The sequence below is a fragment of the Streptomyces sp. AM25 genome, assembly GCF_058146165.1.
On record NZ_JBKIWN010000006.1, the window covers coordinates 318,942 to 331,779 of the forward strand.

Consider the following 12,838-nt stretch of genomic DNA (forward strand, 5'->3'; position numbering starts at 1 on the left):
TTCAGCCGTACTTCCGCTCCCCCTGCCCCATCCGGGCGTCGCGTTCGATCCGGGCGAGCTTGGCCTCCAGCGAGTCGAGCCGGGGGATGGCCTGGGTGTCGTCCTCGGCCGTGAGGTCGATCGGCCCCGGACGGCTCGCCGACTGCAGCGGACGGGAGCGCACGGGGAACTCCCCCGGGTCGGCTATGGAGGGGTCCGAACCGCCGAGCTGCGCCGGTTGGGCGGGCGGCGGCACCGATGCCGCGCCGACCTCCACCTGACGGCCGCCGCGCATGCGGCCCCAGACCCGGTTCTGCCGGTTGTACGCCTTGAGCCGGGCCCGTTCCAGCTTGCCCGCCTCGCGGCGGCGCATCCGGTGCTGGGCCCGCTGCCGCTTGTCCTCGCGGACCTCCTCGACGGCCTCGTCCAGCGACCGCACCCCCTCCAGGAGCATCAACGACCAGGCGCCGAAGGTCTCGCGCGGCGCCCGCAGCCATCGCACTATCCGGATCTGCGGCAACGGGCGGGGCACCAGGCCCTGTTCGCGCAGCGCCGCCCGGCGGGTCTGCTTGAGCGCGCGGTCGAAGAGCACCGCGGCCGACAGCGACATGCCGGCGAAGAACTGGGGTGCCCCGGCATGGTCCAGCCCCCGTGGCGCGTGCACCCAGTTGAACCAGGCCGCCGCACCCGCGAAGGTCCACACCAGCATCCGGGAGCCGAGCGCCGCGTCGCCGTGGCTGGCCTCGCGGACCGCGAGGACCGAGCAGAACATGGCCGCGCCGTCCAGGCCGAAGGGCACCAGGTACTCCCAGCCGTCCGTCAGCCCCAGGTTCTGCTGACCGAAGCCGACCAGGCCGTGGAAGGAGAGGGCCGCGGCGACGGCGGCGCAGCAGAAGAGCAGGACGTACGAGACGCTGCCGTAGATGGCCTCCTTGCGGCGTCTGCGTTCCTCGCTGCGCTCCCAGGAGTCCGAGCCCGGGGCGGCCTCCTCGGGGTGGGCGTGCCGGCCGCGCGCGTACACCGTCACCGCCACCACTGCTCCGAGGAACGCCACGGCACTGGGGAGCGCCCAATTCAGCGGTATGTCGGTCACTCTCATCTTGCGTCCCTTGCATCGCAGTACGGCGTTTCGCGCGCCATCCTGACGGAATCGCGCCGGGCGCCATAGGGGATCGGAGCAACTCGCCGCCAATGGAGGCCAAAGACATACGGATAGGTGTGAAAATTTTCGAACGCCGGTCAGCAGCAAGGGATTTGGGTTCTAATAAATCCACTCGAAGGGGTGGCGTAGTCGAATCGGCATGCTGACAGTCGGCCGATGCGGTCCATGTCACTCATGAGAGGGCAGGTGCCACGGTGTCCGGGGGTGCAGAATAGGTAAGGTTTACCTTATCCGGATGGGTCCGGGTTTGAACTGCCGGATCCGCCGCCTATGGTTCCGTTTGGACACCAGGAGGACCGGATGGAGCAGGGCAGATCCCACGCCGCCGTGCCCGCGCAGGCGGACGCCCGCGGCGAGCACGTCCACGAGGCGTACGAGCGCCCGGCGCGCCGGGTCCCCCAGCGGTACTCCGTGCGCGGCCAGGTGCTGGACGCGCTGCGCAAGGCGCTGGTGAGCGGCGAGCTCGTCCCCGGCGAGGTCTACTCCGGGCCGGTGCTCGGCGAGCGGTTCGGGGTGTCGGCGACACCGGTGCGCGAGGCGATGCAGCAGCTGGCCGTCGAGGGCGCCGTCGAGGTCGTCCCCAACCGCGGCTTCCGGGTCGCCAGCCGCACCGACCGCGACCTGGCCGAGCTCGCCGAGGTCCGCGCGCTCCTGGAGGTCCCCGCCGTGCTGCGGCTGGCCGGCACCGCCCCCGCGGCATGCTGGGCCGGGCTGCGCCCGCTGGCGGAACGGGCGGCCGCGGTCGCGGTGTGCGGGGACCGGGCGGCATACGCGGAGGCCGATCGCGCCTTTCACGGCGCGCTCCTGGGACTGACGGGGAACCGGCAACTGGTGCTCGTCGCGGAGGGGCTTCAGCGGCGTGCGCCTGCGGCGGACCTCACTCGGGATGCGGCCGAGCACCTTGTCCTGCTGGACGCGCTCATGGCGGGGGACGTGGTGCGGGCCGAGGATGTGCTGAGGCGGCACGTGCACGGTTGAGTGCGGGTTGTTCGTGGCTGGTCGCGCCCACGCGGCGGAGCCGCTGGGGGCACCTCCTGGGGGCACCCCCAGCGGCAGCTGGGGGAGGTAGCTGGGGGAGAAACAGCCCCGCGCCCCTTACGGAGCGTCCAGCCGCCTCGCCAGCCACGTCGGGACCCCGCCCAGCAGCCGCACCAGTCGGCCTGCCTCGCGGCGGAGACGGGTCGCCTCGGTTTCGTCCTCCGTTACCGTTGCCAATGATGCCAAAGCGGGCGCAATCCCCACCAAGTATCCCAACTCCTCGCGAATGCGTAGGGATTCGGTGAAACCGTAACGCGCCTCGCTGAGCCGTCCGTCCTGCTCCGCCATGGCCGCCACGTGGCGCCACGTGAACGACAGGAGCAGCTGCTGCCCCCGTGCCGTGGCCCCCGCATGTGCCCGTTCGAACGCCGCCGTCGCATCGCCCGGGTTCTCCGACAGGTGCTGGGCGATCAGCCCACGGCGGAAGTCCAGCAGCGGCCGCGTGGGCGACTGCGGCCCGAGCAGCGCGGCCGCCCGCCCGAGTGCGGAGCGCGCCTCGTCGGCCCGGTCGCGTACGCCCAAAAGAGTGGAGGCGTACGCGAGATGACCCCGTTCACACGCCGCCGCTCCGCGCTCCTCGTCGTCGCCGGCGAGCGCCTCGGCGGCCCGCAGCGCATCCTCGGCGGGCCCCCAGCCCCGGCCCGTGTACATGCACTGCTCGATCAGCACCGCCGTGCGCCGCTGCGCCGCCGCCGGCCCCTCCGCCGCGTGCGGGGCGAGCAGCGCGGCGGCGTCCTCCCAGCAGGCGCGCGACCGCAGCCGCCACACCGCCCGGTCGAGGGGGTCGCCCTGCCCGCAGGGGGCCTCGGGGGGATCGTCCCCGCCGTGAGGTCCCCTCGGCTCCGGCAGTCCGGAATTCCGCATGGCGGTATCCGCCACAGTCCCCTCCCCAAGTCTCCGAGCACGCCGTCGAGCTGGAAGCCCGAGCGCATCTCAGCACGAACGAGCAGGCGCAGCCAAGAGGTAAGTGTGAACCAATTCACAATCTTCCGGGGTGCCCGCGGCTCGGGAAAAATCGCTGGCGGCGGCACCGCCCCGATGCGAGCATGCCCTCGCCACTGCAAGCGAGGAGACGCGGAGACCACGGGCATGCGCCAGACCTTCGAAAACACCCACCGCCCCGACCGGACACCTGTTTTCGAGGACTTCCGCACGCATGCACGCACTCAGCACACTCAACATCGGGATCCTGGCCCACGTCGACGCCGGTAAGACCAGCCTCACGGAGCGCCTGCTCTTCGACACCGGGGCGATCGACCGCCTCGGCAGCGTCGACGAGGGCAGCACCCGCACGGACACCGGCGAGCTCGAACGCCGCCGGGGCATCACCATCCGCACGGCCGTCGCGCCGTTCACCGTGGGCGACTTGAGGGTCAACCTCATCGACACCCCGGGCCACAGCGACTTCATCGCCGAAGTCGAGCGCGCGCTCGGCGTACTGGACGCCGCGGTGCTCGTCGTCTCCGCGGTCGAGGGCGTCCAGGCGCAGACGCGCGTGCTGATGAAGAGCCTGCGCCGGCTGGGCCTGCCGGTCCTGGTCTTCGTCAACAAGACGGACCGCGCGGGCGCGAGCGTCGGGCGCACGCTGCAGGACATCCGCACACGGCTCCCCCGCGGCGCCGTCGCCCTGCCGATGACGGGCTCGCTCGCGGACCCGGAGTTCCGGGAGCACGTCGCGGAGACCTTGGCGGAGCAGGACGACGAACTCCTGGCCGCCCTCGTGGAGGGCCGCACGCCGGATGCCGGTGAGCTGCACGCGCGGATCGCGGAGGGCACGGCGCGGGGCGAGGTGCACCCCGTCTACTGCGGATCGGCCCTGTCCGGCCGGGGAGTTGCGGGGCTGATCGAGGGGATGGCGGCGTGGCTGCCGCACGCCCCCGGTGCCGTGACCGGTACGGGTACGCCCAGCGGCACGGTCTTCGCGGTGGAGCGCGCTGCCGGGACCGGTGAGAAGACCGCATATTTCCGCCTGTTCGCGGGGGAGTTGCGCGTCAGGGACCGCATCACGCTGAGCAGCGGCGAAGGGGAGCACGCGGGCCGCATCACGTCCCTCGACGTCGTCGGCGGAGGACACGTCCTCACCGCGGGGGACATCGCGCGGATCCGCGGCCTGCCCCGGGTCCGCGTGGGCGACCGCCTCGGCCCGGCCCGTTCCGCAGCGGCGGAACGGTACTTCGCGCCGCCGGCGCTGGAGACCGTGGTGCGTCCCGTGCGCCCGCAGGAGGCCGCGCGGCTGCACGCGGCGCTCATGGCCCTCGCGGACCAGGACCCGTTGATCGCCGCCCGTGCGCTGCCGGAGGGGGAGGGCGGCGGGACGAGCGTCCTGCTGTACGGAGAGATCCAGAAGGAGATCGTCGCGTCGACGCTGGGCGAGGAGTTCGGCGTGGCCGCCGTCTTCGAGCCGAGCCGCACGGTCTACCGCGAGCGCCCGCTCGGCACGGGCAGCGCCCACGAGGCGATCGACCGCCGCGGCGGCCATCTCTTCTGGGCGACGGTGGGCCTGCGCGTGGAACCGGGAGCCTTCGGTGCGGGCGTGACGTTCCGCCGCGAGACCGAACTGGGCGCGCTCCCGCGCGCTTTGGACAGCGCCATCGAGGAGACGGTCCATCGCACGCTGGAACAAGGCGGCCTGTACGGGTGGGCGGTGACCGACTGCACGGTCACCCTGACCCACTCCGGCTACGCCAGCCCGGTCAGCACGGCGGCGGACTTCCGCAACCTCACCCCGCTGATCCTGATGCGCGCCCTGACGGAGGCGGGCACGCGCGTGTACGAGCCCTGCCACACGTACGAACTGGAGCTCCCGGCCGACACGGTGGGAGTGGTGACGGCCCTGCTGGGCGAGGCGGGGGCCGCCGTCGCGGAGACCCTGCCGGGACTGCTGAAGGGCACCATCCCGGCCCGCCGCATCCCCCTGGTGGAACGGCGCCTCCCGCCGCTGACGCGGGGGGAGGCGGTGTGGTGGTCGACACCGGCGGCGGACCGCCCGTACGAGGGGCGTCCGCCGACGCGCTCGTGAGCGCCCCGTAAGGGGCGCGATCACGCACCGTACTTCGCGTCAGCCCCCGAACACCCGGCCGTCCGCGAGGACAAGCCGCACGCGCCGCAGCGCGTCCAGCTCCTCCAGCGGGTTGCCGTCGACGACGAGGACGTCGGCCCGGTACCCGGCGGCCAGCCGTCCCGCCTCGCCCCCGATCCCCAGAGCCTGCGCAGCGTCCACGGTCGCCATGTCGACGATCTTCGCCGGAGGAAAGCCCAGGTACTGGTAGAACTCAAGGCTGTTGACGAACTTGTCGAACACCGCGCGCGTCACACCGGCGTCCGTGCCGGCGATCATCGGGACGCCGAGCTTCGCCATCCAGCGCATGGAGGCGAAGAGTTCCTCGGCGCGCTCGTGGCCGACGCGCTCGGCGAAGCCGCGCCAGTTGGGGCTGGTGGCCGTGCAGACGTGGATCCCGGCGGCCTTGATGCCCTCCACGAGGTCCTCGCGGAGGTCGAATCCGCCGCCCTCGGCCATCCAGGTGCAGTGCTCGATGGTGGACACGCCCGCGGCCACGGCCGCCTCGATGCCTGCGGTGCCGTGGGCGTGGACGGCGACGGGCAGCCCGGCCCGGCCGGCCTCCTCGACGACGAGCCGGAGCTCGTCCGCGGTGAACTGGCTCTGCCAGACCGCCGGTCCGCCGCGGGTGTGCCCACCGCCGGTGGCCATCACCTTGATGACGTCGGCCCCGGCGTCGATGTTGCGCCGGACCAGATCGCGGAGGGCGTCCGGACCGTCGACCTCGCCGCCGAAGAACCAGCAGTGCCCGCCCGGCGCGGTGACCGGCGTCGCCGCGGAGAGGATGCGCGGACCGGGCAGGGCGCCTTCGGCGATCGCGTCGCGCAGACGCAGGGCCAGGCCGTTGCGGTCGCCCAGGTCGCGCACCGTGGTGACTCCGCTGCCGAGCAGCCTGCGGGCCCGCTCGGCCATGCCGTCCATGAGGGACGCGTCGTCGCTGTCCTGCAGGGCGGTCACGGGGTCGTCGCTCCCGTCGAACGCCAGGTGGACGTGGCAGTCGATGAGGCCGGGCAGCACCGTGGCGTCCCCGAAGTCCCGCCGGGCGATGCCGTCGGGCGCCGCGGCCTCGACCGCGGCGCGCGGGCCGGCGGCCGTGACGGTGCCGGCCTGCACCAGGACGGCACCGTCCTCGGCATGCTCGCCGCCGGGGCCGGTGAGCACCCGGGCCGCCGTGATCAGTACGTCGTTCATCACCTGTGTGGCTCCTATGCCGTCTTCACCAAGGCCTCGGCCACGGCGACCAGTTGCCGCGCGTCGGCGTCGAGGCTGTCTTCACGCGGGAGCGCCACCGCCAGCGCCTCGGTCGCCGCGGGCGTGCCCGCGGCCTGGGCGCACAGGGCCGCGCGCAGGTGCGCGGCCACCGCCTGGGGCGTGGCGCCGTCCTGTATGCCCAGTCGGGCCAGGTAGGGACTCACCCGGACCAGGCCGTCGCGGCACTCGATGACCCGCCGGTAGTAGTTGCGGTGCACGCCGCGCAGGCGCACGGCCTCGCGCCACTTGCCGCCCGGCGTCCGGCCGAGGGCGTCCTGCGGGAAGGCGTCGTGCAGCAGGTCCCACAGCGGGCGGAGGCGCTGGTAGGTGCGGCGGCGCTGCCGCCAGATCCGGAAACCGGCCAGCCGCATGGCGAGACCGGGGTAGCTCAGTCCGACGACGAAGGCGGGCACCGCGAGCGCGAACAGCAGGGCCACGCTGTGCGACAGCCCGGCGGGGGCGGAGCCGCTGCCGAACCAGCCCGTCAGGTCCATCACCACGCGGAGCGCGTTGGCCGCCGCCATGCCGGCCAGCGAACCGGCGGTGATCCACAGCCCGGTGGCGGACGGCTTCTGCGACATCCGCGCGTAGCGGGCGGTCCACCGGGCCGTGGTCGCGAGGGCGTACACCAGGTAGAGCTGGGCGGCGACGAAGAAGACCGCGACCTGCGGAGTGTGCAAGTCGGCCTGGGCGTAAGGGCGGCCGCGCACACCGGCCGGGGCGGTCACGGTGGCCACGGTGATGACGACGGCCGTCACCGCCAGGGGCACCGCTTCGAGGCGGGCGCGGCGGCTCGCCCGGTGCCGGTCGGCGGCGGAGTGCAGGAAGAAGGTCAGCAGGCAGTAGACCGCGGCCAGGAGCAGCACGTTGGACAGCAGGCTGGCCGCACCGGTGCCGAGCGCGGCGTCGAGGGCGCGCTTCTCGGGCGGGAACCCGGTCGAGAACGAACCTGCCGTGCAGACGAGGCAGGCGGTGACCGCACGGAGGGCGCGGTCGTACGGGGCCTGGGTGAGCTGGTAGATCTTCCAGAGCACGGCCAGGACGAACAGGGCGGCCGTCAGGCACATCACGACGTTCACAGCCACCCCCTGCGGTCGCCGAGGGCGGTCTGGACGCGGTGGACCGAGGGGTCGGCGACCGGGCGGGGCGCCACCCGGTCCAGGACCGACGCCCATTCCAGGATGATCGTGGCGACGAGCTCCGCCTGGCGCTCGTGCTCCTCGTCGTACGAGGTGCGCCGCAGGGCGCGGGTGACGGTGTCCGGCGCGAGCTGGGGCATGGTCGCCTGCAGGAAGTCGGCGCCGGTGTCGACTCCTTCGTGGTCGGCCATGATGTGACCCACTTCGTGCAGGATGATGTGGTCCTGGTGGGTCTTGCTGGTTTCCTGCTGGTACAGGATGTAGTCGGCCCTCGGCGTCGCGATCCAGCAGCCGAACGGCCCCGGCATGGGCAGCGGATGGGGGACGAGCCGGATGGGGCGCCCGCGGCGCTCACCGAGTTTCCGGCACAACTCCTCCACGCGGAGCGGCGGCTGTATGTCCAGGGCCCGCAGTTCCCGCTTGCAGCGGCGTCGGAGCTCCCGCTCCGTCAAGTGGATCAAATGGATCTCTCCTGCACAAATGCGGCATGAATCCCCCTTTCCTGCCCCCTCATCTACAACGGTGCGTACCGGAACGTTCCGGTGTTCGGCGTCGTCAACCGCTCATACCGTCTCCGCGCTCTGCCCGCTCCAACTTGTAGACGACGTCCAGGAGATCCATCACCTGCTTGCGCCGCTCCGGCGAGAGCTCCCCGGCCCGCATCGCCATGAGCTTCACGTCGCCGCTGCCCATGACCTCTCTCATCCGGGCCTGCTGCGCCTCCAGCGCCTTGAGCTTCCCGTCGACCTCGCCGGCCGCCCCGTCGTCGAAGAAGTAGGCGACGGGAACGCCGAAGAAGTCGGCCAGGGCCTGGAGATGGCTGATGGTGGGGTTGGCCTTCTTCCCCTTGCGCAGCTGCCAGATGTAGCTCTGCGAGATCGTGGTGAGACCGCGCTCGCAGATGCCCTCGGCCACTTGCTCATTGCTGTACTCGTGGCCGCTCGGCGGCCTGATGTGCTCGAACAGCCGGTTGATCTTCTCCGCGAGCTCGCTCAAGCCTCCCCCTCTCCCCGTTGTCGGACGCGGTCACCCTACCCGAGTGAAATTTTCCGCCCCGGCCGGATTCATCACAGTGGAGAAGTGGCGAGGGGTGGTGGCGAGCACTTCCACTGGCGTGAGAAGCTTCACCGGCGACGGCGTTCACGTGAGTGAAAACGTGGGCGTTGGCCGGAGCTGGGCTCACGGGGGTAGTCCAGCACCGGCACGCAGATGCGCCGTCGCCGCACCGGGTCCGGCGCCGGGGGTTCACGCCTCCGGCGTCGGCCCGGTCCGTCAGCGGGGGCGGCGACCGGCGGGGGAGGGGAACGCCGGTGCCGGCCGTCGGGGGGCTCGCGCGCCTACCCCGAATACGGCACCTGTGCCAGCTCCCTGACCTCTCCCAGCGTTGCCCACTCGTTCCGCCCCATCCGTGTCATCGGCCGCATCCGGTCGGCCACCGGGTGGTTGCCCTCCAGGACGTCCACACTCACCCTCGCGTGCACCACGCGGCCGAAGACCACCGTCGAGTCGCCCAGCCGCACCGTGCTGTGCAGTTCGCACTCCAGCGCCGCCGGCGAGGCGGCCACCCGTGGCGGCTTGACCACGGTGCTGGGTTCCCGCTCCAGCCCCGCCTCGTCGAACTCGCTCACCCCGTGGGGGAATTCGGTCGCCGTGGCGTTCACCTTCTCCCACAGCGACTCCGGCGCCACGTTCACCACGAACTCGCCCGTCTCCTCGATGTTCCGCAGCGAATCCCTGCGGCCTATCGACGAGAACTGGACGACCGGCGGATCCACGCACGCGATGCCGAAGAAGGAGAACGGAGCCAGATTGTCGGCTCCGTCGGCCGAGAGCGTCGAGACCCACGCGATCGGGCGCGGTACGACGATGGCCGTCAGGAGGCGGAAGCAGCTGTAGCGGTCGGCGGCGGTGAGGTCGAAGTCGGCGTGCATGGGGTCACTGTGGTCCGGCGCCCCGCCGGACCACAAAGGGTTTGTTCGCGCCTCAACTCATGCGCAGGGCCAGGAAGAAGTCGAGCTTGTCCTCCAGCCGCGACAGGTCGCGTCCCGTCAACTGCTCGATGCGGCCCACCCGGTAGCGCAGGGTGTTCACGTGCAGGTGGAGCCGCGTCGCGCAGCGCGTCCAGGAGCCGTCGCAGTCGAGGAAGGCCTCCAGGGTGGGGATCAGCTCGGCGCGGTGGCGGTGGTCGTAGTCCTTCAGCGGGTCCAGCAGGCGCGCGGTGAAGGCGCGGCGGACGTCGTCCGGGACGAACGGGAGGAGGAGGACGTGCGACGCCAGTTCCTGGTGGCCCGCGGCGCAGACCGCGCCGGGGCGGGCCGCGGCCACGCGGCGGGCGTGACGGGCCTCCTCCAGGGCGCCGCGGAGGCCCTCCGCGGAGTGGACGGGGGCGCTGACGCCGAAGGTCAGACGGCCGTCGTCGGCGAGGCCGGCGGCCAGGGGGGTGCGGACGGCCGCCAGCAGGGCGTCCGCGTGCAGGCCGGTGGCCGCAGGTTCGTCCGTACCGGTGACGACGGCGGGGAGCGGCACCAGGGCCACCGCCTCATCGCCCGTGTGGGCGACCGCGATGCGGTCCGACGGCTCGGGGCCGGACGACTCCGGGTCGACCAGGACCTCCTCCAGCAGCGCCTGCGCGACCGGGCCGGCCTCGATGTCGCCGTCCGCCCACTCGACGCGGGCCACCACGACCTGCCAGTGCGGTGCCGTGCCCAGGCCGGGCAGCAGCACGGGCGCGGCCACCCGCAGGCGGGCCGCGATCTCGGCGGGCGGGGCGCCCGTCTGGACCAGCTCCAGGACCTCCTGGGCGAGCCGGCGCCGCACGGTGCGCGCCGCGTCGCGCCGGTCGCGCTCGACGGCGATCAGCTGGGTGACGCCGTGCAGCAGGTCGAGCCGCTCGGCGGGCCAGTCCGCCGCGTCGGCCTCGACGACCAGCAGCCAGTCCGACAGGACGGTCTCGCGCACGTCCCGGCCGGCCGCCGTGCGGCCGCTGCTGCGGATGGGGAAGACCGAGTACGTGTGGCCGCCGGCCGTCACCCGGTGCGGCTCGCGGCGGCCGGTGCGGGACGCGGCCAGGTGCTCGCCCGCCAGCACGGCGCCGACCGGCGCGGCCAGGGCGGAACCCGCGATGCGGCGGCCGGTGGGGGAGAGCACCCAGGCCGGCAGGTCCAGGTCGGACTCGAGCAGGTCCAGGACGACCTCGGGACCGCCGCCCGCCGGGCCGGAGGTCATCAGCCGCCGGTGCCGGTCCACGACGGCGGCCAGGTCGCCCGCGCGCTCGCTGGAGACCTGCCGCACCACGTGCTCGGTGATGGAGGCGAAGGAGACCGTCTCGTCGACGGAGAACAGCGGCAGCCGGTGCCGGGCGCAGGCCTCGATCAGGTCGTCCGGCGTCGAGGCGATCTCCGCCTCGCCCGCCGCCAGCCCGGCCACCCCGGCCGCCGTCAGGATGCGGACGAACCGCTCCGAGTCGGCCGGCTCCCGCCGCCACGCCAGCCCCGTGAGCACCAGCTCGCCGCCGGAGAGGTAGCGGCTCGGGTCGCGCAGGTCGGTGGTCATCACCCCGCGGACCGTACGGTCCAGCTCGTCCTCACCGCCGAGCAGCCGAAGGCCCAGCGCATCGGTCTCCAGCAGTGCGCGCAGCCGCATCCTCGTCGCCGCCGTTCTTCTTGTAGCCGGTCTTGTAACCGGTGGAATGCTGTGAGGTTTCCGAACCCCGTCTTTCGTTCGAATCTACAAGACCATGGGCCTGGCCAGCCAACCGCTTCATGTTTTCAGTGACTGCACGGGCCCGCTCCGGCCTCGCTGTACTGGGCACACCCCACCGCCGCAGTGAGAAGAGACGTCCATGGACTTCCTGCGCCCCACCGGCTGGGAGGAGGCGCTCGCCGCCAAGGCGGAGCACCCCGCGGCCGTTCCCGTCGCGGGCGGCACGGATGTGATGGTCGAGATCAACTTCGACCACCGCCGCCCGCAACAGCTGCTGGACCTCACCCGCATCCGCGAGCTCCGCGAGTGGGAGACCGGCGAGGACAGCGTACGGCTCGGCGCCGCCGTCCCGTACGCCCGGATCATCGAGCGGCTGCACACCGAGCTCCCCGGCCTCGCCCTCGCCGCCCGCACCGTCGGCTCCCCGCAGATCCGCAACCGCGGCACCGTCGGCGGCAACCTCGGCGCCGCCTCCCCGGCCGGCGACGCGCACCCCGCCCTCCTGGCGGCCGGCGCCGTGGTCGAGGCGGAGTCGGTGCGCGGCACCCGGATGATCCCGGTCGACGCCTTCTACACGGGCGTCAAGCGCAACGCCCTCGCCCCGGACGAGCTGATCCGGGCCGTGCACATCGAACGGGCCGACGGGCCGCAGCAGTTCTCCAAGGTCGGCACCCGCAACGCGATGGTCATCGCGGTCTGCGCCTTCGGCCTCGCCCTGCACCCGCGCACCCGCACGATCCGCACCGGCATCGGCTCGGCGGCCCCCACGCCCGTACGGGCGAAGGCGGCCGAGGAGTTCCTCGCCGCGGCCCTGGAGGAGGGGCGGTGCTGGGAGACGGGGAGGCCCGTACCCCCGTCCGCGGCACGGCAGTTCGCGGAGCTGGCGTCCGGCGCCTGCAGCCCGATCGACGATGTCCGCGGCAGCGCCGCCTACCGGCGCCGGGCCGTCGGAGTCATGGCCCGCCGCACGCTCGACTGGGCCTGGCAGGAGTACCGCAATGACAACGGGGACGGAGTACAGCAGTGCGCGTGAAGTTCACGGTCAACGGCCGCCCGCAGCAGGCCGACGACGTGTGGGAGGGCGAGAGCCTCCTGTACGTCCTGCGCGAACGCCTGGGTCTGCCGGGCTCCAAGAACGCCTGCGAGCAGGGCGAATGCGGCTCCTGCACGGTCCGGCTCGACGGCGTGCCCGTGTGCGCCTGCCTGGTGGCCGCCGGACAGGCGGAGGGCCGCGAGGTCGTCACCGTCGAAGGGCTGGCGTCCGGCGGACAGGGCGAACTCGCACCCGTCCAGCGGGCGTTCATCGACGCCGGCGCCGTCCAGTGCGGATTCTGCACCCCCGGCCTCCTCGTCGCCGCCGACGACCTGCTCGCCCACAACCCGCAGCCCTCCGACGCGGACATCCGCGAGGCGCTCTCCGGCAACCTGTGCCGGTGCACCGGCTACGAGAAGATCCTCGACGCGGTACGCCTGGCGGCGGCCCGCGGCCGGGCCGGACAGGAGGTCTGA

12 protein-coding genes are annotated in these 12,838 nt (G+C 72.8%); 4 read left to right on the forward strand and 8 right to left on the reverse strand.

Going from position 1 to position 12,838, the window contains the following annotated elements; genetic code table 11:
- Position 1: 1 nt before the first annotated feature.
- Positions 2-1,078 carry a DUF2637 domain-containing protein gene (locus ACLHRZ_RS10340; RefSeq protein WP_490418011.1) on the reverse strand — a complete coding sequence of 359 codons (1,077 nt, stop codon included), beginning with the start codon at positions 1,076-1,078 and terminating at the stop codon, positions 2-4.
- Between the two features lie 363 nt (positions 1,079-1,441).
- Between ACLHRZ_RS10340 and ACLHRZ_RS10345 the strand changes: the two genes are divergently transcribed.
- Positions 1,442-2,119 carry a GntR family transcriptional regulator gene (locus tag ACLHRZ_RS10345; protein ID WP_490418012.1) on the forward strand — a complete coding sequence of 226 codons (678 nt, stop codon included), beginning with the start codon at positions 1,442-1,444 and terminating at the stop codon, positions 2,117-2,119.
- A gap of 117 nt (positions 2,120-2,236) precedes the next feature.
- Here ACLHRZ_RS10345 and ACLHRZ_RS10350 read toward each other — a convergent pair whose 3' ends face one another.
- Complete coding sequence (locus ACLHRZ_RS10350; RefSeq protein WP_490418013.1) at positions 2,237-3,043, reverse strand: hypothetical protein; 807 nt, start codon at positions 3,041-3,043, stop codon at positions 2,237-2,239.
- Positions 3,044-3,335: 292 nt separating this feature from the next.
- Between ACLHRZ_RS10350 and ACLHRZ_RS10355 the strand changes: the two genes are divergently transcribed.
- Positions 3,336-5,198 carry a GTP-binding protein gene (locus ACLHRZ_RS10355; RefSeq protein ID WP_490418014.1) on the forward strand — a complete coding sequence of 621 codons (1,863 nt, stop codon included), beginning with the start codon at positions 3,336-3,338 and terminating at the stop codon, positions 5,196-5,198.
- 39 nt (positions 5,199-5,237) lie between these two features.
- On the opposite strand, the gene ACLHRZ_RS10360 is transcribed toward ACLHRZ_RS10355, so the two are convergent.
- The 6 genes from ACLHRZ_RS10360 to ACLHRZ_RS10385 form a co-directional block, all read right to left on the reverse strand.
- The gene (locus ACLHRZ_RS10360; protein WP_490418015.1) at positions 5,238-6,428 is read right to left on the reverse strand and encodes an amidohydrolase family protein; all 1,191 of its coding nucleotides are present in this window, start codon (positions 6,426-6,428) and stop codon (positions 5,238-5,240) included.
- 14 nt (positions 6,429-6,442) lie between these two features.
- Positions 6,443-7,567 carry an MAB_1171c family putative transporter gene (locus ACLHRZ_RS10365; RefSeq protein ID WP_490418016.1) on the reverse strand — a complete coding sequence of 375 codons (1,125 nt, stop codon included), beginning with the start codon at positions 7,565-7,567 and terminating at the stop codon, positions 6,443-6,445.
- Positions 7,564-8,088: a hypothetical protein gene (locus ACLHRZ_RS10370; RefSeq protein WP_490418017.1), complete on the reverse strand. Its 525-nt coding sequence runs from the start codon at positions 8,086-8,088 to the stop codon at positions 7,564-7,566. Before ACLHRZ_RS10370 ends, ACLHRZ_RS10365 begins: the two co-directional genes overlap by 4 nt.
- 94 nt (positions 8,089-8,182) lie before the next feature.
- A complete protein-coding gene (locus ACLHRZ_RS10375) occupies positions 8,183-8,623 on the reverse strand; it encodes a helix-turn-helix domain-containing protein (protein ID WP_490418018.1) in 441 nt (146 codons plus the stop codon).
- A gap of 341 nt (positions 8,624-8,964) precedes the next feature.
- Entirely contained in the window at positions 8,965-9,558 is a 594-nt protein-coding gene (locus ACLHRZ_RS10380; protein ID WP_490418019.1) for a flavin reductase family protein, read from the reverse strand.
- Between the two features lie 52 nt (positions 9,559-9,610).
- On the reverse strand, positions 9,611-11,269 hold the full coding sequence (locus tag ACLHRZ_RS10385; RefSeq protein ID WP_490418020.1) for a PucR family transcriptional regulator: 1,659 nt from the start codon (positions 11,267-11,269) through the stop codon (positions 9,611-9,613).
- 199 nt (positions 11,270-11,468) lie between these two features.
- Here ACLHRZ_RS10385 and ACLHRZ_RS10390 point away from each other — a divergent pair, with 199 nt between their 5' ends.
- Together ACLHRZ_RS10390 and ACLHRZ_RS10395 are read left to right on the forward strand one after the other, a co-directional pair.
- Positions 11,469-12,362: an FAD binding domain-containing protein gene (locus ACLHRZ_RS10390; RefSeq protein WP_490418021.1), complete on the forward strand. Its 894-nt coding sequence runs from the start codon at positions 11,469-11,471 to the stop codon at positions 12,360-12,362.
- A complete protein-coding gene (locus ACLHRZ_RS10395; RefSeq protein WP_490418022.1) occupies positions 12,353-12,838 on the forward strand; it encodes a (2Fe-2S)-binding protein in 486 nt (161 codons plus the stop codon). Before ACLHRZ_RS10390 ends, ACLHRZ_RS10395 begins: the two co-directional genes overlap by 10 nt.